We start from the raw sequence: 22,318 nt of genomic DNA on the forward strand, positions 1-22,318 counted from the left end.
GAAGTTAAGCCTTTCAGCGCCGATGGTACTGCAACCGAGAGGTTGTGGGAGAGTAGGACGCCGCCGGACATACATTGGGCAGAGGCCACCAGACATCTGGTGGCCTCTGCGTCATTTCGGGCCCAGGTGTGAGTACGGTTGCCCAAGGCGGGGGGCCGGATCGTCGAGAAGGAGTGTGCGGCTGTGGCCGAGGACCGTCGAGGACAACGTCCGTCGAAAGGTGGCTCCAGCGCCGGCCGAGGCAGCGCCGGAGGTGGCCGGAGCGACTCCCGCGGCGGCTCCCGGAGCGACTCGCGCGGCGATTCCCGCGGCGACTCACGCGGCGATTTCCGCGGTGACTCACGCGGCGGTGCCCGAGGAGGCTCGGGACGTCCGGCGTCCGGTGACCAGCGCGGCCGAGGCGGCAAGCCGTCGGGCTCGCAGGACCGTGCGTTCCGCGGCCGCTCCGAGCCGAAGGCACCCCGGACAGCGGACCAGGCGGAGTACGACGGTCCGGACCTGCCCGAGGACGTCACCGGTGCCGAGCTCGATCGCGGTGTCCGGGCCCAGCTGAAGGGTCTCCCCGAGAAGCTGGCCGCCCGCGTCGCGCGCCACCTCGCAGCGGCCGGCGTGCTGATCGACGAGGACCCCGAGCTGGCCTACCGGCACACGCTGGCCGCGCGGGCCCGCGCGTCGCGCCTCGCCGTGGTCCGCGAGGCGACGGGTGAGGCGGCCTACGCCGCCGGCCACTACGCCGAGGCACTCGCCGAGCTGCGCGCCGCCAAGCGGATGAACGGCGCCACCGACTACCTGCCGATCATGGCCGACTGCCACCGCGCGCTCGGCAACCCCGAGCAGGCCATCAAGCTCGCCAAGAGCCCGTCGGTCTCCAACTTCAGCACCGAAGCGAAGGCCGAGATGACGCTCGTCGAGGCGGGAGCCCGGCGCGACATGGGCCAGCTCGACGCCGCCCTGCGCACGCTCGAGCTCGCGCCCCTCACGTCGAAGAGCCGCTCCGCCTGGGTGGTGCGACTGCGCTACGCGTACGCCGACACGCTCGAGGCAGCCGGCCGCGAGGCAGACGCCCTAGCGTGGTTCCACCGCGTCCACGCGATCGACTCCGATGAGCTCACCGACGCGGCCGACCGGGCCGACCTGCTGGAGCGTCGCCAGTCCTGACGGGCGCTCGGGGCACGGCGCGCTGGCGTTCGGGCGCCCCATGGGTCACAATGGAGCCACTAATCACATACGTGTCACTCGACATCCGTTGAACTACGACGACAGACCGCTGGGGAAGGCGCATCTGGAGCGTCGGAACTCAAGGAGGTCGTGGTGACCACACGCATTGCTTCCCGCCCGGACGGTCCGGTGACGCGGGGCATTCTGTACGTGCACTCTGCTCCCTCCGCACTCTGCCCTCACATCGAGTGGGCCGTGGGCGGGGTCCTGGGCGTTGCCGTCTCGCTGGACTGGACGCCGCAGCCTGCCCAGCCCGGGTCGTACCGGGCCGAGCTGTCGTGGAGCGGCGTCGCCGGCACGGCCGCTGCGGTCGCGTCCGCCCTGCGCGGCTGGAACCACCTGCGCTTCGAGATGACCGAGGAGCCGACGAGCTCCACGGAGGGCACCCGCTTCTCGTGCACGCCCGACCTCGGCATCTTCCACGCCATCACCGGACCGCACGGCGACATCCTCATCCCGGAGGATCGCCTCAAGGCCGCCGTCGTGAAGTCGGCGCTGGGCGACACCACGCTGCTCAACGAGATCGACAGCCTGCTCGGCAAGCCGTGGGACGACGAGCTGGAGACGTTCCGGCACGCCGGCGAGGGTGCGCCGGTGCGCTGGCTCCACCAGGTCGTCTAGGGGAGAGTCCCGCTCGTCAGAGCGGGATGTTGCCGTGCTTTCCGCGGCGTACGCCGACCGTGTCGATCTCGTGCCGCATGGCGGCGGCGATCGCGGTCCGGGTCCGGTGCGGCTCGACGACCTCGTCGACGACACCGATCTCGACGGCCTTGTCGACGCCGCCGGCGATCCGTTCGTGCTCGGCGGCGAGCTCGGCCTCCACCTGCGGACGGATCTCCGGGGAGACCTCGGCCAGCTTGCGGCGGTGGAGCACGCGGATCGCGGCCACGGCACCCATGACGGCGACCTCGGCGCCCGGCCAGGCGAAGACCTTGGTCGCACCCAGGGAGCGGGCGTTCATCGCGATGTAGGCGCCGCCGTACGTCTTGCGCGTCACCAGGGTCACGCGGGGGACCACGCACTCGCCGAAGGCGTGGAGCAGCTTGGCTCCACGGCGTACGACGCCGTCCCACTCCTGGCCGACGCCGGGTAGGTAGCCCGGCACGTCGACGAGGACGATCAGCGGGACGCCGAACGCGTCGCACATGCGTACGAAGCGGGAGGCCTTCTCCGCCGAGAGCGAGTCGAGGCAGCCGCCGAGGCGCAGTGGGTTGTTGGCCACGACCCCGACCGTGCGGCCACCGAAGCGACCGAGGGCGGTGACGATGTTGGGCGCCCACCTGGCGTGGAGCTCCTGCATGGTGCCCTCGTCGAGCACGCCGTCGACGAGCGGGTGCACGTCGTAGGCGCGCTTCTTGGACTCCGGGAGGAGCTCGCTGAGGTCGCGGTCCTCGACCGTCTCGGCGGCCAGGCTGCCCTGCGCACCCAGGAGCGAGGCGACGATGCGGGCCCGGTCGAGGGCCTCGCGCTCGGACTCGGTGAGGATGTGGACGACGCCGGAGCGCCGGCCGTGCGGCTCCGGGCCGCCGAGGCGCAGCATGTCGACGTCCTCGCCGGTGACCGAGCGGACGACGTCGGGACCGGTGACGAAGATGCGTCCCTCGGGGCCGAGGATGACCACGTCGGTCAGGGCGGGACCGTAGGCCGCGCCGCCGGCCGCCGGGCCGAGCACGACCGAGATCTGCGGGATCACGCCCGAGGCCTGGGTCATCACGTGGAAGATCCGGCCCACGGCGTGGAGGGACAGGACGCCCTCGGCGAGCCGAGCACCACCCGAGTGCCAGAGCCCGATGATCGGCACGCCGTCGGTGATCGCCCGGTGGTAGGCGTCGACGACCACGCGGCAACCGACGTCGCCCATCGCGCCGCCCATGACGGTGGCGTCGGAGCAGAAGGCGACGACCGAGGTGCCGTCGACGCGGCCGACCGCGGCGAGCATGCCCGAGTCGTCGTCGGCGGTGATCAGCTCGAGCGTGCCCTCGTCGAGGAGCGCCGTCAGCCGGTGGAGCGGGTTGCGGGAGTCCTCCTCGCGGGGGACCTTGACCGGCTTGGCGGCGGTGGTCGTCACTTGACGCTCCCGAACGCGACGGCGACGTTGGCGCCGCCGAAGCCGAAGGAGTTGTTGAGGGCGACGATGTCGCCGTCCGGGAGGTTGCGGCGCGACGTCGGGATGTCGAGGTCGACCTCGGGGTCCTTGTCGTCGAGGTTGATCGTGGGCGGACTGACCCGGTCGTGCAGCGCCATCACGGTGGCGATGGCCTCGAGGGCCCCGGCGCCGCCGAGCAGGTGGCCGGTCATCGACTTCGTGCTGGTGACCACGCAGCGGTCGACGTGCTCGCCGAGGACGGCGTGCAGCATCAGGCCCTCGGCGATGTCGCCCTTGGGGGTCGAGGTGGCGTGGGCGTTGACGTGGACCACGGTGGCGGGGTCGACGTCGCCCTCACGGAGCGCCATCTTGATCGCGCGGGTGCCGCCGCGACCCTCGGGGTCGGGCTGGGCGATGTCGTGGGCGTCGTTGCTGATGCCGGCGCCGAGCACCTCGGCGTAGATCGTGGCGCCGCGGGCGCGGGCGTGCTCCTCGGACTCGAGGATCAGCACGGAGCCGCCCTCGCCGAGGACGAAGCCGTCGCGGCCGGTGTCCCAGGGGCGCGAGACGCTCACGGGGTCGCGGCCGTCGTCGCCGCTCGCGGTCTTGGAGAGCGCCATCATGTTGGCGAAGGCGGCCATCGGCAGCGGGTGGATCGCGGCCTCGGTGCCGCCGGCCATCACGACGTCGGCGCGGCCGAGCCGGATCAGGTCGATGGCCATGGCGATGGCCTCGTTGCCGGACGCGCACGCCGACGTGGGGGCGTGGACCGCCGCACGGGCGCCGTACTTGAGGCTGACGTTGGCGGCCGGCGCGTTGGGCATGAGCATCGGCACGGCGAGGGGGGACACCCGGCGGGCGCCCTTCTCGAGGAGGATGTCGTAGTTGGCGAGCAGCGTGGTGACGCCGCCGATGCCTGAGGCGATCGCGACGCCGAGGCGCTCGGGCTCGAGCCCGGAGCCCTCGAGGCCGGCGTCGGCCCAGGCCTGGTCGGCGGCGACCATCGCGAACTGGCTGGAGCGGTCGAGGCGACGGGCCTTGACGCGGTCGAGGACCTCCGAGGGATCGACGGTCACGCGGCCGCCGATGCGCACGGGGAGGGTGTCGACCCACTCGTCGTCGAGGTATCCGATGCCGGAGGTGCCGGCCAGCAGCGCCTGCCACGTGGTGGGGACGTCGCCGCCCACGGGGGAGGTGGTGCCGAGGCCGGTGACGACTACGCGGGTCGAGGGCATCAGAGGGGTTCCGTTCTCGTGAGGATGGGGAGGGCCCGGAAGGGGCCCGGGTCACGGGCGGCCGGCGTGCCGGCCGCCCGTGACGGGTGAGGGACTCAGCCCTGCGAACGCTCGATGAAGGCGACGGCGTCGCCGACGGTCTTGAGGTTCTTGACCTCGTCGTCCGGGATGGTCACGCCGAACTTCTCCTCGGCGGCCACGACGACCTCGACCATGGAGAGCGAGTCGACGTCGAGGTCGTCCACGAAGGACTTGTCCAGCTGGACGTCGTCGGCGTCGACGCCGGCGACCTCGTTGACGATGTCGGCGAGGTCGGCACGGATTTCTTCGGTGGTGGCCATGGGCCTTCCCTTCTTGTTGGGGTGGTGCTGGTGGTGGTGCTTGGGGTGGATTGGTGGCCCGGTGGTCAGGGGACGGTGACGACCTGGGCGGCGTACGACAGCCCGGCGCCGAACGCGATGAGCAGTGCCGTGTCTCCCGACTTCGCGTCGCCCTCGGCGATCATCCGGTCGAGGGCGAGCGGGACCGATGCCGCGGAGGTGTTGCCCTGGTCGGCGACGTCGCGGGCGATCTTCACCGTGCTGGGCAGCTTCATGGAGCGGGCCATCGCGTCGATGATGCGCATGTTGGCCTGGTGGGGCACGAAGACGTCGAGCTCGTCGAGGGTGATGCCGGCGGCGTCGAGGGCCTGCTGGCCGATCTTGGCCATCGCGAAGGACGCCCAGCGGAAGACGGGGTTGCCCTGCATGGTCAGGTGCGGCATCACGCCGCTGCCGGGCGCATCGGGGGTGCCGACGACGTCTCGCCAGTCCTCGCGCTGGCGGATCAGGTCGAACTGCTCGCCGTCGGAGCCCCACACGACCGGACCGATGCCCGGGGTGTCGCTGGCACCGACGACCGCGGCTCCGGCGCCGTCGGCGAAGATGAAGGCGGTGCCGCGATCGGTGAGGTCGAGGATGTCGGTGAGGCGCTCGACGCCGACGACCAGGACGTAGCGGGCACTGCCGGCGCGCACGATGTCGGAGGCCAGCGCGACGCCGTGGCAGAACCCGGAGCACGCGGCGGAGATGTCGAAGGCGGCAGCGTCGGTGCCGAGCTCGTGGGCGATCGCGGTGGCGACGGCGGGGGTCTGGAGGAGGTGGCTGACCGTGGCGACGACCACGCAGTCGATCTGGCCGGGCTCGAGGCCGGCGCGCTCGATGGCGAGCCTGGACGCCGCGACCGACATCATCTGGACCGACTCCTCGGGGCCGGCCCAGCGGCGGGTCTTGATCCCGGAGCGCTGCTGGATCCACTCGTCGCTGGAGTCGATCGCGTCGACGACGTCGGAGTTCGGGACGAGGCGGACGGGCCGGTAGGCGCCGACGCCGAGGATCGCCGCGTGCGGGGCGCCCGTGGTGGTGGTGAGGGCGGCCATCAGGCGTTGCCCTCCGGGTGCAGGCGCAGGAGCGGCTGGCCGGGCGAGACGAGGTCGCCGTCCTCGACGAGCCACTCGACGACCGACCCGCCGTGCGGCGCGGTGATGTCGGTGCGGTCGCGCAGGCTGGCGACGGCGCCGATCGTGGCGCCCGGGGTGAGGATGTCGTGCTCGATCGCCTCGGAGGACAGGTGGAACGTGCCCTTGGCGGGGGAGACGATCATCCGCCACGTCGGGGTGGTCTCGATCTGCGACGCTTCGCCGTGCAAGTCGCAGAAGTCGCGGGCTGCGTCGAGCTGGTCGGGCGTCTTGAGGGCGAACGTCTCGACGCCCTTGAGGGCGCGTTTGGCGATGCCCGTGAGCGTGCCGGCGGGCGGCATCTCGAGGATGCCGGTGACGCCGAGGTCGCTCATCGTCTCCATGCACAGGTCCCAGCGGACCGGGTTGGCGATCTGGCCGACCATGCGGCGCAGCACGTCGCGGCCGTCGTGGATGACTTGGCCGTCGCGGTTGGAGATCAGCGGGGTGCGCGGGTCGTGGGTCGAGACCGAGCGGGCCAGCGAGGCCAGCCGGTCGACCGCGGGTCCCATGTGGGTGGTGTGGAACGCCCCGGCGACGCTGAGCGGCATCAGGCGTGCCTTGGCCGGCGGGTCGTCGGCGAACGCAGCGAGCTGCTCCATCGTGCCGGCAGCGACGATCTGGCCGGGACCGTTGTCGTTGGCGGCGGTGAGTCCGTGGCGCTCGATCACGGCGAGCACCTCGTCGCGCTCGCCGCCGAGGACGGCCGTCATGCCGGTGGCAGTGGTGGCGGCGGCCGCGGCCATCGCGTTGCCGCGCTCGCGCACCAGCACCATGGCCTGCTCGGCGGTGATGACGCGGGCTCCGGAGGCCGCGGTCAGCTCGCCGACGCTGTGGCCGGCGACCGCGCCGATCCGCGCGAACGCGTCGGCCGGGTGGGGGAAGAGGTCGAGTGCCGCAACGAGGCCGGTGGCGACCAGCAGCGGCTGGGCGATCTTGGTGTCGCGGATGGTGTCCGCGTCGGCCACGGTGCCGTAGTGGGCGAGGTCGATGCCGGCGACGGTGGCCAGCCAGTCGAGCCGCGAGGCGAACGTCGGGTCCTCCAGCCAGGGCGTGAGGAAGCCGGGGGACTGGGCCCCCTGGCCGGGAGCGACGATGACGAGCACGGGGTCAACTGTGCCGGTTCCCGGGGTGTGGACGCGGGTCGGACGCCGACGAAACTTGCCCGGTAATCTTTGTAGGTTCCCTACAACTCCGTCCGGCCCGATTGCCGGCCGAGGATGAGGGCGAGCTGCAGCGCGAACGCCTCGCGGGGCCGGGTCGGCGACCAGCCCGTCACCTCGGAGACCTGGCGCAGTCGGTAGCGCACGGTGTTGGGGTGGACGAAGAGCGCGCGGGCGGTGCCCTCGATCGACGAGCCGTGCTCGAACCAGGCGCCGAGCGTCTCGAGGAGGGTGCCCCGCGTGGCCACCAGCGGCAGGTAGACCTCGTCGACGAGGTGGCGTCGGGCGTGGCCGTCGCCGGCCAGCGCGCGCTCGGGGAGCAGGTCGCGGCTCGCGACCGGGCGCGGTGCGTCGGGCCACCCGCTAGCGGCCCGGTGGGCCGAGAGGGCGGCGCGCGCCGACGCGCTCGCGTGAGCCAGGTCGGCCGTCACCGGTCCGACGACGACCGGGCCGTCGCCGAAGTGGTCGAGGAGCCGCGTCGCGGCCTTGAGCGGATCGGTGACGCCGCCGAGGACGACGACCAGCCGCTCGCCCTGGGTGGCGCAGAGGGCATCCATTTCGCCCGTGCGCGCCGAGCGGCGTACGGACTCGAAGACGTCGAGCTCGGCCCGGTGGGGTGGCACGGCGCCCAGCACCACGGCGACATCCCCGTGGGCGCCCCACCCGAGGGCGCTCGCCCGCGAGAGCACGGTCTCGTCTGCCTCGGCGCGGACGACGGCGTCGACCACGAGGGCCTCGAGGCGGGCGTCCCAGGCACCGCGCGACTCGGCTGCCCGGGCGTACACGGCGGCGGTCGCGAAGGCGACCTCGCGGGCGTAGAGGAGGACGGCGTCGTGGACCTGGCGTACGTCCTCGGGGTCGAGCAGCGCGTCGATGTTGGTCTCCACGACGCGGATGCTGAGCCGGACCAGCTCGACGGTCTGCTGGAGCGAGATGACGCCGGTCAGCTCGCGCGGCGCGGCCCCGAACACGACCACGTCGAGGGGGTGGTGCACGGCGCCTCCGACATCGGCGCCCTCGGCTGCCTCGACCTCGACGTCGTACCACTCCACGAAGCCGCGGATGCCCGCCTGCACGATGAGGCCGACCCAGGAGCGGTCCTCCGCGCTGAGGTCGTCGAACCACGGCAGGTCGGTGGCCATCCGTGCCGTCGCGGCCGTGCTGAGCGCCCCCGAGGAGTTGCGCAGCGCCTCGGCTGCGCGGCGGCGGGAGGCGGGCATGGCTCGACTGTAGTGGCCGATCGCGCGTAGTGGGATTCCCACGAAGCAGTCGGCGTGGAGCCGTGCGATCGCGGCGGCCTCAGCAGGTCACGACTGTGCATCGGCACCGAGGGGTGGGGACCGCGGCGTCGGGCGTCTGGTTGAATCCGGAACCTGTCCTGGCCCAGGTCGCGAACGAGGTGGAGGCCGAGTGCACCGTCACAGCAGCCCGCAGGTCCAGTACGTCACCGTGCACGGGCACCGTCGTGCCTACGTGCAGATGGGGTCCGGGCCTGCGCTCCTGCTGCTCCACGGGCTCGGGTGCGACCACACGACGTGGGCGCCGGTCATGGAGTCCCTGGCCCGCACCCACACCGTCATCGCGCCGGACCTGCTCGGCCACGGCGAGTCGGACAAGCCCCGCGCCGACTACAGCCTCGGCGGCTACGCCAACGGGATGCGCGACCTGCTGACCGTGCTGGGCGTCGACCGGGTCACCGTCGTGGGCCACAGCTTCGGCGGCGGGGTGGCGATGCAGTTCGCCTACCAGTTCCCGGAGCGGGCCGAGCGCCTCGTCCTGGTGTCGTCCGGCGGGCTCGGCCCGGAGGTGTCCCCGGCGATCCGCGCCATCACAACTCCCGGCTTCCACCAGGCGATGTCCGTGCTCGCTGCACCCGGCCTGCGCCACGTGACCACGACGGTGATGCGGCTGCTGGCCGGCACCGGCGTGAGCCAGCTGCGCGACCTCGACGAGGTCGCCGACATCTACGACTCGTTCAAGGACCCGCGCAAGCGCGCGGCCATCGCCCACGTCGTCCGTGCCGTGGTCGACTGGAAGGGCCAGATCGTCACCATGGCCGACCGGGCCTACCTCACCGAAGCGATGCCGATGTGTGTGGTGTGGGGTGCCGACGACCTGGTCATCCCGGTCGCGCACGCCAGCAACGCGAGTGCCCTCGCGCCGACCGCGCGGATCGAGATCCTGCCCAATGCGGGTCATTTCCCGCACAAGGACCATCCCGAGCGGTTCACCAAGATCGTGCGCGACTTCATCCGCTCGACCGAGCCGAGCCACTACGACCGGGAGCGCTGGCGCGACCTGCTCGACGCGGGCGCCCTGGTCGCCCCGCTCCAGGCCGAGGCGGGGGAGTCCCCGCTCACGCCGGTGCACACCGTACGACGCGCGGCGGGCGCGTAGCCCTAGCCCCAGTTGGCCGCGTCGGTCAGGCAGAACGGGTGCCCGGCCGGGTCGATGAGCACGCGCCAGGTCTCGCCCGGCTGCGGGTCGGCCAGCGTCGCGCCGAGCTCGACGGCACGCGCCGCCATGGCGTCGAGGTCGTTGACCGCGAGGTCCAGGTGGAACTGCTTGTGACCCGTGTCCGGCCACGACGGGGGCTGGTGGTCGTCGACGCGACCCAGGCCGAGCGCCGGCCCGCCGTCGGGCGAGGTGAGCATCGCGTAGTCCTCCGAGCTGGCCGCGACCTCCCACCCGAGCAGCGCGGACCAGAACTCCGCCGACGGCGCCACCTCCGCACAGTCCAGCGTCACCATCGCGATCCGGGCGGTCTGCTGATCGGTCATCGTCATCTCCTCGTCGTCGTCTGTCCCGTCCAGCATCGCTGCTCCGGAGTTCGGGCGGCTTGGACAAAGGCGACAGGGCGGTGTCGGAGACCGGCCCTAGGGTGACGGCGTGCCCTCCCGATCGGGTCGCGTCCAGGCGGCCGTCATGCGACCGAGCGTCGCGGAGCAGCGCATCGAGGTGGGGCGCGCCGAGCCCGACCCGGACCTGCGCGGACTCATCGACTACTTCTGGTGGGTGCGGTGGGACACCGTGGAGCCCCACGACCAGGAGGTCGTGCCGCGGCCCGTGGTGCACCTCACCGCCGAGGACGTCGGGGGCGGGCCGCGCCTGATCGTGCACGGCGTCCACCCGCGGATGTTCCGCCGACACCTCGAGGGTGTCGGCCACACCGTCGCGGCGGGCTTCCGGCCGGCCGGGTTCCGGCCATTCCTCCGCTCGGACGTGGGCGCGCTCGAGGGTCGCGAGGTGCCGGTCGCCGACCTGCTCGGCATGGACGACCGGCCTGTCGCGGAGGAGGCGCTCGCGTGTGCCCACCCCGAGGACGGCGCCGCCGTGCTGGCCGCGTGGCTCCGGGGCCTGGCGCCCGAGCCCGACCCGCGCGTGGCGGAGCTCGCCGCGCTGGTCGAGCGGGCCGAGGAGGACACCTCGCTCGTACGCGCCGACCAGCTCGCCGAACTCGCCGGCGTCAGCCTCCGCACCCTGCAGCGACGCTTCCACTCCTACGTCGGGATCGGGCCCAAGTGGGTGGTGCAGCGCTTCCGCCTGCTCGACGTCACGGCGGCCGCGCACGGCGATGCCGAGGTGGACTGGGCGGACCTCGCCGCGCGGCTCGGCTACGCCGACCAGTCACACCTGATCCGGGCCTTCACGCAGCTGGTGGGCCACCCTCCCGCGACGTACGCGCGCGAGGCATGACCCACCAGAGTGCTGCTGCGGGTGCGACTACGCGTCGCCGCCCTCCTGCTTGACGTCCTTGACCGCGGTCGGGTCGTCGATGCGGTACTTCTGCGAGGCCTCGACGACCTTCTCGACCGACACCTCGCCGGCGTCGGCCAGGGCCTGGAGGGCCTGGACGACGACGCTCTGGGCGTCGATCTGGAAGAAGCGGCGGGCTGCCGGGCGGGTGTCGGCGAAGCCGAAGCCGTCGGCACCGAGCACGCGGTAGTCGGCGGGCACCCAGCGGGCGATCTGCAGCGGGACGGCCCGCATGTAGTCGGACACGGCGACGACCGGGCCGGGTGCGCCGGTGAGCTTGTCGCGCACGTAGGCCGAGCGGGGCTCATCGCCGGGGTGGAGCAGGTTCCACTGCTCGGCGGCGGCACCGTCGCGGGCCAGCTCGTTCCACGACGTCACCGACCAGAGGTCGGACTGCACGCCCCACTCCGCGGCCAGCAGGCGCGCGGCCTCCTTGATCCACGGGAAGCCGACACCGGAGGCCATCAGCTGGACCCGGGGACCCTCGCCGTCGGCCGTCGAGACGCGGTGGATGCCCTTGAGGATGCCCTCGACGTCGACGTCGGCCGGCTCGGCCGGCATCGAGACCGGCTCGTTGTAGACGGTGAGGTAGTAGATGACGTTCTCGCCGTCACCGTTGGGCCCGCCGGTGCCGTACATCCGCTCGAGGCCGTTCTGCATGATGTGGCTGATCTCGTAGGAGAACGCAGGGTCGTAGTGGACGACCGCGGGGTTGGTCGCGGCGATCAGCGGCGAGTGGCCGTCGGCGTGCTGCAGGCCCTCGCCCGTCAGCGTCGTACGACCGGCGGTGGCGCCGATGAGGAAGCCGCGGGCGAGCTGGTCGGCCATCGCCCAGATCGAGTCGCCCGTGCGCTGGAACCCGAACATCGAGTAGAAGATGTAGAACGGGATCATGTGCTCGCCGTGCGTGGTGTACGCCGACCCGGCGGCGGTCGCCGAGGCCATCGCACCCGCCTCGGAGATGCCCTCGTGGAGCATCTGGCCCTGCGCGGACTCCTTGTAGGACAGCAGCATCTTGCGGTCCACCGAGTCGTACTGCTGGCCGCCCGGGTTGTAGACCTTGGCGCTCGGGAACATCGAGTCCATGCCGAACGTGCGGTACTCGTCGGGCGCGATCGGCACCAGGCGGTCGCCGATCTCGGGGTCCTTCATCCAGTCGCGGAGCAGCCGGACGACGGCCATGGTCGTGGCGAACTTGTTCTTGCCCGAGCCCTGCTTGAGCTCGGCGTAGAGCTCGTCGCCGGGCAGCTTGAGCGCGGTGGCGCGGTTGACGCGGCGCGGCACCGAGCCGCCGAGTGCCTGGCGTCGCTCGAGCATGTACTCGATCTCGGGGGAGTCAGCGCCCGGGTGGTAGAACGGCGCGCCGCCGGTCTTCTCGTAGGACTCCTCGAGGTCGCGGTCGCTGATCGGCAGGTAGAGCCGGTCGCGGAACTTCTTGAGGTCCGGCAGGGTCAGCTTCTTCATCTGGTGCGTGGCGTTCTTGCCCTCGAGGGCGTCGATCGTCCAGCCCTTGATCGTGTGGGCGAGGATCACCGTCGGCTGACCGGTGTGCTTGGTCGCGGCGTCGAAGGCGGCGTACACCTTGCGGTAGTCGTGGCCACCGCGCGGCAGCTTCTCGATCTGCGTGTCCGACATGTGCTCGACCATCTTGCGCAGGCGCGGGTCGCCGCCGAAGAAGTTCTCGCGGACGTAGGCGCCGTCCTCGGTCGAGTACGTCTGGAACTGCCCGTCGGGGGTGGAGTTCATCTTGTTGACGAGCACGCCGTCGACGTCCTTGGCGAGCAGGGCGTCCCACTCGCGGCCCCAGACGACCTTGATGACGTTCCAGCCGGCGCCGCGGAAGTTGGCCTCGAGCTCCTGCATGATCTTGCCGTTGCCCGTGACCGGGCCGTCGAGCTGCTGCAGGTTGCAGTTGATGATCCAGGTGAGGTTGTCGAGCTCCTCGCGGGCGGCCACGCGGATCGCACCGAGCGACTCGGGCTCGGCCATCTCGCCGTCGCCCATGAACGCCCACACACGCTGCTGCTTGGTGTCCTTGATGCCACGGTTGTCGAGGTAGCGGTTGAACCGCGCCTGGTAGATCGAGCTGATGGCGGTGAGGCCCATCGAGACGGTGGGGAACTCCCAGAAGTCCGGCATCAGGCGCGGGTGGGGGTACGACGGGAGGCCGGCGCCCTTGCCGTGCTGGACCTCCTGGCGGAAGCGGTAGAGCTGCTCCTCGCTGAGGCGGCCCTCGAGGAATGCGCGGGCATAGATGCCCGGCGAGCCGTGGCCCTGGATGTAGAGCTGGTCGCCGCCGCCGTCGTGGTCCTTGCCGCGGAAGAAGTGGTTGAAGCCGACCTCGTAGAGGCTCGCCGACGACTGGTAGGTCGCGATGTGGCCGCCCACCTCGAGGCCCTTGCGGTTGGCCGAGGACACCATCACTGCGGCGTTCCAGCGGATGAAGGCGCGGATCCGGCGCTCGGCCTCCTCGTCACCGGGGAACCACGGCTCGCGCTCGGGCGGGATGGTGTTGATGTAGTCGGTGGAGCGCAGCGCCGGCACGCCGACCTGCTTCTCGCGCGCACGCTCCAGCAGGCGCAGCATCACGTAGCGGGCGCGGTCGCGACCGCGGTCGTCGAGCATCGCGTCGAAGGACGCCAACCACTCCTGCGTCTCGTCGGGGTCGATGTCGGGCAGCTGGGTGGGAAGGCCCTCGTGGATCACCGAGACCTTGGCCGGGGCCTGGTCGGTCGTGGAGGTCGAGGGCTTCTCTGCGTCACTCACCCGCTCATCGTGTCACGCGCGTCGCCGCCATGAAATCTACCCATCGGTAGTCCTGCCGGGCGTGCGCCGAGGCCCTCGCTCGTGCTCGCCCGGTGCCCGCCCAGTGCCCGCCTGACGAGCCGGGGTTGCGGCGTATGCCGTGTTCGGGTGGACTATGGACCACCCGATGGGCATTCCCGCGGGTACTCGAACAATGGAGGCACTGCGTGAGCTCGACGGTGGGCGATTCTGCCCAGGCGACCGGCACGGGAGACCGGCTGGGTCTGAAGCCCGGCATGGTGGTGCAGGAACTCGGCTGGGACAACGACACCGATGACGAGCTCCGCGTCGCGGTCGAGGACCGGATCGATGCCGACATGGTCGACGGTGACTACGGCAACGTGGTCGACGCGGTCCTGCTCTGGTGGCGTGACGACGACGGCGACCTGGTCGACGGGCTGGTGGATGCACTGACCGATCTCGTGGGCGGCGGCTCCATCTGGCTGCTCACTCCCAAGGTGGGCCGGCCCGGCAGCATCGACGCGGCCGACGTGACCGAGGCGGCGCCGATCGCGGGGCTCTCCCAGACCACGACCGCGTCCGTCAGCAAGGACTGGCAGGCCACCCGGCTGGTCGCTCCGAAGACGCCGGCGTGACCGGGCGCGACCTGGCGGCAACTCTCTCCGGACACGTCTCGGGCCTGGCCACGACGGTCCGCGTGCTGGGCCGTGCTGGCGTGATCCGCCCCTACGGCCCTCGTACGCTCGCCAACATCGGCCTCGTCGTCGCCCGCTGGGGCACCGGTCCGGCCGGTGGCTTCGCGACGCTCGCGGCCCGCTCGCCCCACCAGGTCGGGGTCGTCGACGAGCTCGGCGAGCTGACCTGGGGCGAGCTGCACCGCCGCTCCAACTCGCTGGCGCGGGCCCTCGCCGAGCGCGGGGTCAAGGAGGGCGACTCGGTCGCCGTCATGTGCCGCAACCACCGCGGGTTCATCGACGCCTCGATCGCCACGGCCAAGCTGGGCGCCGACATCCTCTACCTCAACACCGCGTTCGCCGGGCCGCAGCTGGTCGACGTGCTGGAGCGCGAGGCGCCCAGCCTGGTCGTGCACGACGAGGAGTTCACCGGCCTGCTCGCCGGCGCCCACGTCGAGCGCCGCGTCCTGGCCTGGACCGACGGCGACGGGGGACCCGAGACGCTCGAGCAGCTCGTGTCGGCGTACGACGAGGGCGACCTGCAGCCGCCCGAGCGCCACGCCCGCATCGTGATCCTCACCTCCGGCACCACCGGCGCGCCCAAGGGCGCGCCCCGCAAGGAGGCCGGCATCGACGCGGCCGTCTCGCTGCTCTCGCGGATGCCACTGCGGGCCGGCTGGCGCACCCACATCGCCGCTCCGCTCTTCCACACCTGGGGCTTCGCGCACCTGGCCCTCGCCATGCTGCTGGGCTCGACGGTCGTGCTGCGCCGCTCGTTCGACCCGGCCACCGCGCTGCGCACCGCGCAGGACGAGCGGTGCCAGTCGATGGTCGTGATCCCGGTGATGCTGCAGCGGATGCTGGCGCTCGACCCGGCGGAGCTCGACGGCATCGACCTCGGTCGCGTACAGGTCGTCGCCTCGTCCGGCTCGGCGCTGCCGGCGACCCTGGCGCAGGCCTGGATGGATCGCTTCGGCGACAACCTCTACAACATCTACGGCTCGACCGAGGTGGCGTACGCCTCGATCGCGACGCCGGAGGACCTGCGCGCCGACCCGACGTCGGCGGGCAAGCCTCCCTACGGCACGGTCGTGAAGATCCTCGGCGAGGACGGGAGCGAGCTCCCGCAGGGGGAGACCGGCCGGATCTTCGTCGGCAACGGGCTTCTCTTCGAGGGTTACACCAGCGGCGACACCAAGGAGAGCATCGACGGCCTGATGTCGTCGGGCGACGTCGGCTACTACGACGAGGCCGGCCGGCTGCACGTCGCCGGTCGCGACGACGACATGATCGTCTCCGGCGGCGAGAACGTCTTCCCGCAGGAGGTCGAGGACTGCCTCGTGGCCCACGAGCACGTCGGCGAGGTGGCTGCGATCGGCGTCGCGGACGACGCCTACGGCCAGCGGCTGCGGGCCTTCGTGGTGCGCACCGGCGAGGTGTCGCAGGACCAGCTGCGCGACCACGTCAAGGCGCACCTCGCGCGCTTCAAGGTGCCGCGCGACATCGTGTTCCTCGACGAGCTGCCGCGCAATGCCACCGGGAAGGTGCTCAAGCGCGAGCTGGCCGAGACGTCCGACGAGGACCAGGGGTGACGCGCGAGGGCCTGTGCATCGGCGACGAGGCACCCGACTTCGTGCTGCGCGACCAGTTCGGCCAGGACGTCCGGCTCAGCGACTTCCGCGGCCGCAAGGCGGTGGCGCTGATGTTCTTCCCCTTCGCCTTCACCGGCGTGTGCACCGGCGAGCTGTCGGGGGTGCGAGATCGCCTCGACGAGTTCCTCACCTTCGACACCGAGGTGCTGGCCCTGTCGTGCGACTCGGTCTACGCCCTGCGGTCGTTCGCGGAGGCCGAGGGGCTCAACTTCCCGCTGCTCTCCGACTACTGGCCCCACGGCGCGGTGGCCTCGGCCTTCGAGGTGTTCGACCCCATCAAGGGCGCCCCGCGCCGCTCGTCGTACGTCGTCGACCGCGAGGGGCGGCTGCGCTGGGCGGTGCACAACGCCAACCCCGACGGCCGCGACCTCGGCGAGCACCTGCGCGAGCTCCACGCTGCCGTCTCCTGAGCGTGGATCGGCCGGCCGGTCTAGACCGTTCGACGAGGATTCCGCGTTTGTTCGGACGCTCTTGGGAGCTGGTGTAATCTTCTTCTTGTTGAGCCGCTGGTGACCCGAGACGCCAGCGGCTCAACTCATTTCATTTCAGGGCGCGTGCGGTTTCCGTGCCCGGTGCCGGCTCCCGTAGTCTGTGCCGTTCCCGCGTCGGTAGCTCAGCGGTAGAGCACTCGGTTTACACCCGAGCGGTCGGCGGTTCGAAACCGTCCCGACGCACCCGTCCTTTCCAGGTCCCCCCGCGTGAGAGCCCTCTCATCGGTGCCTCACGCGAGGCTCACACCGTCGCACCACAGTTCCTCTCACCGGGCCGGCACGGCCCCTGACGAGAGGAACCATGATGAGGAAGCTCCTTCCCACCGCCCTGCTGAGCATCGCCGGGATGGCCGTGATCGGCCTGGTCGGCATGTCGGCGCCAGTGGTCGCCTCGTCCGCCGACGAGGCCGCCAAGCGCGAGGACGACGCCCCGTCGCTCGTCCTGGTCGCCGACGACGACGATGACGACACCAACGACGACGACGACACGCGTACACGCACAGGCCAGAGCCGCGACACGAACGACAACACCCGCAGCAACTTCACCGGCGTGAGCCGCGACCGCGACAACAGCCGGGGCGACAAGACCCGCGACTGGACCCGTGACGGCGGCGACAACACCCGTGACAGGTCGGCGAACCAGACCAACGACCGCAGCCGCAACGACACCCGCGGCTGACGGGACCTCTCGATGAGCACGCGAGACGACGGCTGGCACTTCGAGGAGGGCGACCTCCTCGCCCCCGGCCTGGCCGCACTGAGGCGGTTGGGTGGCGGAGCCGCGTACGAGGCCTGGCTCTGCTTCGACGAGGTGACCTGGTCACCCGTCGTGGTCAAGGTGCTCCGTCCCTCGCAGCTCGAGGACGAGTCCTCCCGGCGCGGCCTGCGCCGGGAGGTGCTCGCCCTCGCGACGGTCAACCACCCCGTGGTGGTCCGCGGACTCCGCGACGGCCAGGACGGTGACCGCCCGCACGTGGTCCTCGAGCACATCGACGGACCGCGGCTCTCCAGCCTGATCCGCCGCTACGGCAGGCTGCAGGAGCAGCAGTACCTCCCGCTCGCGATCGACGTCGCCGCAGCCCTGCACTACCTGCGCCACATCGGCTGGACGCACCTCGACATCAAGCCCAGCAACGTCATCATGGGTGCGCCCGCCCGGCTGATCGACCTCTCGGTCGCCCGGACCGAGGAGGACGCCCGACGGCTGCGCCACCCCATCGGCACCGACGCCTACATGGCGCCCGAGCAGTGCGACCCGACGCGGCAGGGAGAGCAGGGGCCGTCCTTCGCCGCCGACGTGTGGGGCCTGGGCGCCACGCTCTTCCACGCTGTCGCCGGGCACCGCCCGTTCGAGCACGGCGACCCCGACGCTGAGGACGTACGAGCTCGCTTCCCGCAGCTCGTGGACGCGCCCGCGCCGCTTCCCGACGGTGTTCCTCCTGCTGTCGTCGAGGTGATCGCGGCGTGCCTGCGTCGGGATCCCGCGGAACGGCCGTTGCCGCACGAGGTCGCGGAGGCGCTCGAGCCCGTGCTCGCCGGCCTGCCGCGCGGGTCGCTGGCCGGCTTCAGGATCAGGGGCTAGCAGGATCAGGGGCTAGCAGGATCAGGGGTTGAGCCGGTAGCCGACGCCGCGGACGGTCGAGATGGCCGTCCCGCCGAGCTTGCGGCGGAGGTAGCCGACGTAGACGTCGACGACGTTGGAGCCCGGGTCGAAGTCGTAGCCCCAGACCAGGTCGAGCAGCTGCTCCCGCGTCAGCACCTGGCCGGGGTTGAGCAGGAAGATCTCGGCGAGGGCGAACTCGCGGGCGGAGAGCTCGGACTCGCCCTGCGGTCCGGCGATGCGACGCGTACGCCGGTCCAGGCGCAGGGCGCCCACGACGAGGTCGTCGCCGCTCGCCGGCGCGTCCGCCGGAGCCAGGGCGCGCAGCCGCAGGCGGATCCGGGCCATCAGCTCGGCGAACCGGAAGGGCTTGGCCATGTAGTCGTCGGCGCCGCTGTCGAGGGCGGCCACGGTGTCGGTCACCGAGTCGCGGGCGGTCAGCACGATCACCGGCATCCGGCTGCCCTGCGAGCGCAGCTGGTCCAGGACCTCGAAGCCGTCCATGCCGGGCAGGCCGATGTCGAGCACCATCAGGTCGAAGCGACCGGACAGGGCCTCGTCCAGGCCGCCCGGCCCGTCGTGGGCCGTGGTCGGCTGGTGGCCCTCGGCCCGCAGGCCCTTGGCGATGAAGGCAGCGATGCGCTGCTCGTCCTCGACGATCAGGATCTGGGCCACGGGGTCTCCTTGATGGGGTGAGCGGGGAGGGTGAGCTCGACGCGGGCTCCGCGGGGACGGGCGTCGTGGATCGCGACGGTGCCGCCGTGGGCGTCGAGGATGGCGTGGACGATCGAGAGACCGAGCCCGAAGCCCTCGTCACCGGGGCGTACGTGGCTGCGACCGAAGCGCTGCAGCACCGTCTCGCGGTCGGCGGGGTCGATGCCGTCGCCGGTGTCGCGCACCCAGAGGCGTACGTCGTGGTCGGTGCGGGCGGACCCGACGGCGATCTCGGCGCCGGGGTCGGTGTGCTTGACGGCGTTGTCGGCGAGCTGGAGGAGGGCCTGGGTGATGCGCTGTTCGTCGAGCGTGGCCGTGCCGGTGGCCACCTCGTCCAGCGTCCAGGCGCGGTCGCCCAGGCCGCGGGCCTTGGCCAGCACGGACTGGGTCAGCGTCTCGAGGTCGACCTCGGCGGTGACCAGGAAGTCGGGGCGCCGGCTCTTGGCCAGCAGGATGAGGTCGCCGACGAGCCGCGACATCCGGTCGACCTCGTCGAGCAGCAGCTCCTGGGTCCCCGCGCGCTCGGCAGGGTCGTCGGCGTCGAGGAGCTCGAGGTGGCCGCGCAGCACCGTGAGTGGCGTACGCAGCTCGTGCCCGGCGTCGTCGAGGAACTGGCGCTGGTCGCGGAAGCCCTCGTCGAGGCGCTCGAACATCGAGTTGATGGTGCGGGTGAGCGAGGTGATGTCGTCGTTGCCGCGCTCGGGGATGCGGCGCGACAGGTCGGTGGTCGAGATGTCGCGGGCCGTCTCCTCCAGGGTGCGCAGCGGCGCGAGCAGCCGGCCGGACTGGAGGGCGCCGAGGCCGGTGATGAGCAGGAGCGAGAGGAAGGCGACCACGCTGTAGGTGCGCAGGGTGCTGTCGAGCTCCTCGTGCTCGTCGGCGAGGAAGTTGACGATGACGAGCGAGCCCTCACCCTGGGCGTTGCGCACCGGCACGAGGGTCACCCAGACCTCGCCGAAGGTCGCGGAGTCGAGGATGCTCGTGCCGCCGTCGTCGGCGCGCTCGTCGAGGACGCGGAGGTAGGCCGGCTCGTCGAGGAACTCCTGGCCGTAGCGGTTGAGGGTGCGGATGGTGCGTGCACCCTCGACGTAGCCGACCAGCATCTCGTCGTCGTCGGGCACGTTGCGGGACAGGAAGACGTCGAGCAGCCGCCCGACGTCGTCGAACGGCTCGCCCGTGTCGGGGTCGGTCCGCAGCTCGCGGAACTCCGCGATCTCCTGGGTGATCTGGCTGGTCACGAGCCGCTCGATCCGCGCGGACTCGAGGGCGTAGACGAGCAGGCCGGCCCCAGCCATCGCCGCGGCGGTGAGGAGGGCGATGACGGCAGCGATGCGGGTGCGCACGGACACGCGGGCGAGACGGCCCCTGAACCGGACATGGTGGGGGCGCTCAGTCGTCGGTGTCGTCACCGTCGTCCGTGTCGTTCCCGTCGTCATCGTCGTCCCTCTCGTCGTCGTCCTTCACGGGCGCGGGAGTGACGACCCGGGCCTCGTTGTCGTCGGCGGCGTCGTCGTCCGGCGACGGCGTGGGCCGATTGTCCCTTGCGGGGGAAGGACGGGACGGTGGGGGCGTCGGAGTGGGGCTGGTGCCCTCCGACGCCGGCTCGACGTCGTCGACGTACACCGTGCCCTGCTGCTCGGGGACGCTGCTGCCCGCACCGGCGAGCGTGCCCGCGATGTACGACGCGAGCGGCACGACGAGCGCCAGGGCGATCAGTGCCTTCGCGAGCGGGGTCATGCCGGCCACGGTCCGCCGCGTACGTGGAGCACGCGTGAGAAGAGGATGAGAGACCTCTCATCCGGGCTCGAGAAAGTCTCCGCGCACCATCGTTCGACCAACCCTCTGCGTGCCAGAGTGGAATGCATGATCGTCCCCTTCAGCGTCAACGACTTCATCGAGCGCGCGGCAGGCGTCTACGGAGATCGCATCGGCGCCATCGACGAGCCCGACCAGCCCGCCACCTCCCTCGGCCGGCTCACCTACCGCGAGCTGCACGCCCTCGCGCAGAGGCAGGCGGCACGGCTCGACGAGATGGGCATCGAGGTGGGCGACCGGGTCGCCGTCCTGAGCCACAACTCCGCCCGTCTGCTCACGTCGTTCTTCGGGGTGTGCGGCTCCGGCCGGGTGCTGGTGCCGATCAACTTCCGGCTGCGTCCCGACGAGATCTCCTACATCGTGGCCCACTGCGGGGCGCGCGTGCTCTACGTCGATCCCGAGCTGGTCGACTCGGTCAAGAGCATCGACGTCGAGCACACCTTCGTCCTCGGGGAGGACGAGTCGATGTTCGCCGCCGAGGGCACCGAGCCGCGCGCCTGGGAGCCGGACGAGAACGCCACTGCGACGATCAACTACACCTCCGGCACCACCGCGCGGCCCAAGGGCGTGCAGCTGACCCACCGCAACCTCTGGACCAACGCGGTCACCTTCGGCCTCCACGCCGGGGTGAGCGACCGCGACGTCTACCTCCACACGCTGCCGATGTTCCACGCCAACGGCTGGGGGATGCCGTTCGCGATGACGGGCCTCGGCGTGCCGCAGGTGGTGCTGCGCAAGGTCGACGGCGCCGAGATCCTGCGCCGCGTCGAGCAGCACGGCGTCACCGTGATGTGCGCGGCACCTGCCGTCGCTGCGGCCGTGCTCGAGGCGGCCCAGGGCTGGGAGGGCGAGATCCCCGGTCGTGACAAGGTGCGGATCATCATGGCCGGTGCGCCGCCGCCGACGAAGACCGTCGTACGCGTGCAGGAGGAGCTCGGCTGGGAGTTCATGCAGATCTACGGCCTCACCGAGACCTCGCCGCTCCTCACCGTCAACCGCGCGCGTGCCGAGTGGGACGACCTGCCGCCCGAAGAGCTGGCCGCGAAGCTCGTGCGCGCCGGCGCGCCCGCAGTCGGCGTACGCCTGCGCACGGACGAGCACGGGGAGGTGCTGGCGCGGTCCAACGTCATCCTCGACGGCTACTGGGAGCGGCCCGACGAGACCGGCAAGGCGCTCGTCGACGGGTGGTTCCACACCGGTGACGGCGGCGTGATCGGCGACGACGGGTACCTCTCGATCAGCGACCGCAAGAAGGACGTGATCATCACCGGCGGCGAGAACGTGTCGTCGATCGAGGTCGAGGACGTGCTCTTCTCGCACCCGGCGGTGTCGGAGGTCGCGGTGATCGGCGTGCCGAGCGAGAAGTGGGGCGAGACCATCAAGGCGCTCGTCGTGCTGGCTGACGGCCAGCAGGCCGACGAGGCCGAGCTGATCGCGTGGTGCAAGGACAAGGCCGCCGGCTACAAGGCGCCGACCTCCATCGAGTTCCGCGACGAGCTCGCGCGTACGGCGACCGGCAAGCTGCAGAAGTTCAAGCTGCGCCAGCCCTACTGGGAGGGGCAGGACCGCCAGGTCAACTAGGGCGTGTCTCTGAAGTCATGCCAGCCAGAGCATGATCGCGGCCAAGACGACGCCGCCTCGAAAGACCACTGC

The 22,318-nt window shown here is 71.5% G+C and carries 21 protein-coding genes, 1 tRNA gene and 1 rRNA gene; 12 read left to right on the forward strand and 11 right to left on the reverse strand.

What is annotated here, in order from left to right:
* From rrf to EUA94_RS21680, 3 genes are all read left to right on the forward strand, one after another.
* A 5S ribosomal RNA gene (gene rrf / locus EUA94_RS23200) occupies positions 1-69 on the forward strand; the annotation flags it as partial.
* A gap of 114 nt (positions 70-183) precedes the next feature.
* Positions 184-1,158 (forward strand): tetratricopeptide repeat protein, encoded by a 975-nt coding sequence (locus EUA94_RS21675; protein ID WP_129429002.1) that lies wholly within the window; start codon positions 184-186, stop codon positions 1,156-1,158.
* Positions 1,159-1,311: 153 nt separating this feature from the next.
* Positions 1,312-1,839, forward strand: a complete 528-nt coding sequence (locus EUA94_RS21680; protein WP_242495155.1) for a DUF3145 domain-containing protein — start codon at positions 1,312-1,314, stop codon at positions 1,837-1,839.
* Between the two features lie 16 nt (positions 1,840-1,855).
* Here EUA94_RS21680 and EUA94_RS21685 read toward each other — a convergent pair whose 3' ends face one another.
* From EUA94_RS21685 to EUA94_RS21710, 6 genes are all read right to left on the reverse strand, one after another.
* Positions 1,856-3,286, reverse strand: a complete 1,431-nt coding sequence (locus EUA94_RS21685; RefSeq protein ID WP_129429003.1) for an acyl-CoA carboxylase subunit beta — start codon at positions 3,284-3,286, stop codon at positions 1,856-1,858.
* Positions 3,283-4,539: a beta-ketoacyl-[acyl-carrier-protein] synthase family protein gene (locus EUA94_RS21690; RefSeq protein ID WP_207210719.1), complete on the reverse strand. Its 1,257-nt coding sequence runs from the start codon at positions 4,537-4,539 to the stop codon at positions 3,283-3,285. Before EUA94_RS21690 ends, EUA94_RS21685 begins: the two co-directional genes overlap by 4 nt.
* Positions 4,540-4,634: 95 nt before the next feature.
* A complete protein-coding gene (locus EUA94_RS21695; RefSeq protein ID WP_056599877.1) occupies positions 4,635-4,880 on the reverse strand; it encodes an acyl carrier protein in 246 nt (81 codons plus the stop codon).
* Between the two features lie 65 nt (positions 4,881-4,945).
* On the reverse strand, positions 4,946-5,956 hold the full coding sequence (locus tag EUA94_RS21700; protein ID WP_129429005.1) for a beta-ketoacyl-ACP synthase III: 1,011 nt from the start codon (positions 5,954-5,956) through the stop codon (positions 4,946-4,948).
* Positions 5,956-7,140: an acyltransferase domain-containing protein gene (locus tag EUA94_RS21705; protein WP_129429006.1), complete on the reverse strand. Its 1,185-nt coding sequence runs from the start codon at positions 7,138-7,140 to the stop codon at positions 5,956-5,958. The genes EUA94_RS21700 and EUA94_RS21705 overlap by 1 nt, the downstream gene beginning before the upstream one ends.
* An 80-nt stretch (positions 7,141-7,220) precedes the next feature.
* Entirely contained in the window at positions 7,221-8,417 is a 1,197-nt protein-coding gene (locus EUA94_RS21710) for a PucR family transcriptional regulator (RefSeq protein WP_129429007.1), read from the reverse strand.
* Between the two features lie 190 nt (positions 8,418-8,607).
* Between EUA94_RS21710 and EUA94_RS21715 the strand changes: the two genes are divergently transcribed.
* Positions 8,608-9,594, forward strand: a complete 987-nt coding sequence (locus EUA94_RS21715) for an alpha/beta fold hydrolase (RefSeq protein ID WP_242495157.1) — start codon at positions 8,608-8,610, stop codon at positions 9,592-9,594.
* A 2-nt stretch (positions 9,595-9,596) separates the two neighbouring features.
* On the opposite strand, the gene EUA94_RS21720 is transcribed toward EUA94_RS21715, so the two are convergent.
* Positions 9,597-9,977, reverse strand: coding sequence for a VOC family protein (locus EUA94_RS21720; RefSeq protein ID WP_129429008.1), 381 nt, complete (start codon positions 9,975-9,977; stop codon positions 9,597-9,599).
* A gap of 109 nt (positions 9,978-10,086) precedes the next feature.
* On the opposite strand from EUA94_RS21720, the gene EUA94_RS21725 reads away from it, so the two are divergent.
* Positions 10,087-10,893 carry a helix-turn-helix domain-containing protein gene (locus EUA94_RS21725; RefSeq protein ID WP_129429009.1) on the forward strand — a complete coding sequence of 269 codons (807 nt, stop codon included), beginning with the start codon at positions 10,087-10,089 and terminating at the stop codon, positions 10,891-10,893.
* A 27-nt stretch (positions 10,894-10,920) separates the two neighbouring features.
* Here EUA94_RS21725 and aceE read toward each other — a convergent pair whose 3' ends face one another.
* The gene (aceE, locus tag EUA94_RS21730; RefSeq protein ID WP_129429010.1) at positions 10,921-13,719 is read right to left on the reverse strand and encodes a pyruvate dehydrogenase (acetyl-transferring), homodimeric type; all 2,799 of its coding nucleotides are present in this window, start codon (positions 13,717-13,719) and stop codon (positions 10,921-10,923) included.
* 206 nt (positions 13,720-13,925) lie between these two features.
* On the opposite strand from aceE, the gene EUA94_RS21735 reads away from it, so the two are divergent.
* From EUA94_RS21735 to EUA94_RS21760, 6 genes are all read left to right on the forward strand, one after another.
* Entirely contained in the window at positions 13,926-14,354 is a 429-nt protein-coding gene (locus EUA94_RS21735) for a DUF3052 domain-containing protein (protein ID WP_277986133.1), read from the forward strand.
* Positions 14,351-15,985, forward strand: coding sequence for an AMP-binding protein (locus tag EUA94_RS21740; protein ID WP_242495158.1), 1,635 nt, complete (start codon positions 14,351-14,353; stop codon positions 15,983-15,985). Before EUA94_RS21735 ends, EUA94_RS21740 begins: the two co-directional genes overlap by 4 nt.
* A complete protein-coding gene (locus tag EUA94_RS21745; RefSeq protein WP_129429012.1) occupies positions 15,982-16,455 on the forward strand; it encodes a peroxiredoxin in 474 nt (157 codons plus the stop codon). Before EUA94_RS21740 ends, EUA94_RS21745 begins: the two co-directional genes overlap by 4 nt.
* 192 nt (positions 16,456-16,647) lie before the next feature.
* Positions 16,648-16,719: transfer RNA gene (locus EUA94_RS21750), tRNA-Val, on the forward strand.
* Between the two features lie 121 nt (positions 16,720-16,840).
* Complete coding sequence (locus tag EUA94_RS21755; protein WP_165357100.1) at positions 16,841-17,215, forward strand: hypothetical protein; 375 nt, start codon at positions 16,841-16,843, stop codon at positions 17,213-17,215.
* A gap of 12 nt (positions 17,216-17,227) precedes the next feature.
* Complete coding sequence (locus tag EUA94_RS21760; protein ID WP_129429014.1) at positions 17,228-18,118, forward strand: serine/threonine-protein kinase; 891 nt, start codon at positions 17,228-17,230, stop codon at positions 18,116-18,118.
* A 21-nt stretch (positions 18,119-18,139) separates the two neighbouring features.
* Here EUA94_RS21760 and EUA94_RS21765 read toward each other — a convergent pair whose 3' ends face one another.
* The 3 genes from EUA94_RS21765 to EUA94_RS21775 are packed head-to-tail and all read right to left on the reverse strand — an operon-like array spanning position 18,140 to position 20,587.
* Positions 18,140-18,811 carry a response regulator transcription factor gene (locus tag EUA94_RS21765; protein WP_129429015.1) on the reverse strand — a complete coding sequence of 224 codons (672 nt, stop codon included), beginning with the start codon at positions 18,809-18,811 and terminating at the stop codon, positions 18,140-18,142.
* Positions 18,796-20,199, reverse strand: a complete 1,404-nt coding sequence (locus EUA94_RS21770; RefSeq protein WP_165357101.1) for a sensor histidine kinase — start codon at positions 20,197-20,199, stop codon at positions 18,796-18,798. Before EUA94_RS21770 ends, EUA94_RS21765 begins: the two co-directional genes overlap by 16 nt.
* A 40-nt stretch (positions 20,200-20,239) precedes the next feature.
* Positions 20,240-20,587 (reverse strand): hypothetical protein, encoded by a 348-nt coding sequence (locus EUA94_RS21775; protein ID WP_165357102.1) that lies wholly within the window; start codon positions 20,585-20,587, stop codon positions 20,240-20,242.
* Between the two features lie 126 nt (positions 20,588-20,713).
* Between EUA94_RS21775 and EUA94_RS21780 the strand changes: the two genes are divergently transcribed.
* Positions 20,714-22,246 carry an AMP-binding protein gene (locus EUA94_RS21780; RefSeq protein WP_129429018.1) on the forward strand — a complete coding sequence of 511 codons (1,533 nt, stop codon included), beginning with the start codon at positions 20,714-20,716 and terminating at the stop codon, positions 22,244-22,246.
* The last annotated feature ends 72 nt before the right edge of the window (positions 22,247-22,318 follow it).

This window comes from Nocardioides zhouii (assembly GCF_004137345.1).
GTDB lineage: Bacteria > Actinomycetota > Actinomycetes > Propionibacteriales > Nocardioidaceae > Nocardioides > Nocardioides zhouii.